Here is a 314-nt window from a genome sequence, read left to right as displayed (position 1 = left end):
GGTGGTAGTAGTGGAAAAAGCTTATAAGTTTAGAATATATCCAAATAAAAAACAGCAAGAGCTAATTAACAAAACTTTTGGATGTTGTAGATTTGTATATAATAAGTATCTTGCTAAAAGAATAGATACTTATAAAAACGATAAAGAAACTTTTACTTATAAACAGTGTAGTTCTGATTTGACCAACTTAAAAAAAGAATTAAAGTGGCTTAAAGAACCTGACAAATTTTCACTACAAAACGCCCTAAAAGATTTAGAAAACGCATATGAAAAATTCTTTAAAGAAAAGGCAGGATTTCCTAAATTTAAATCAA

Annotated in this window: 1 protein-coding gene; it reads left to right on the top strand. The window is 26.8% G+C overall.

The features are described 5' to 3' along the window. Position 1: 1 nt before the first annotated feature. Positions 2-314, top strand: a 313-nt coding sequence (locus KGF42_RS19390; protein WP_227826930.1) for a helix-turn-helix domain-containing protein, incomplete at its 3' end; no start/stop codon positions are given.

This window comes from Clostridioides sp. ZZV15-6383 (genome assembly GCF_020657735.1).
GTDB classification, from domain to species: Bacteria; Bacillota; Clostridia; order Peptostreptococcales; family Peptostreptococcaceae; genus Clostridioides; species Clostridioides difficile_D.
The sequence above is the reverse complement of the archived record's forward strand: the minus strand, read 5'-3'. Positions and strand labels throughout refer to the sequence as shown.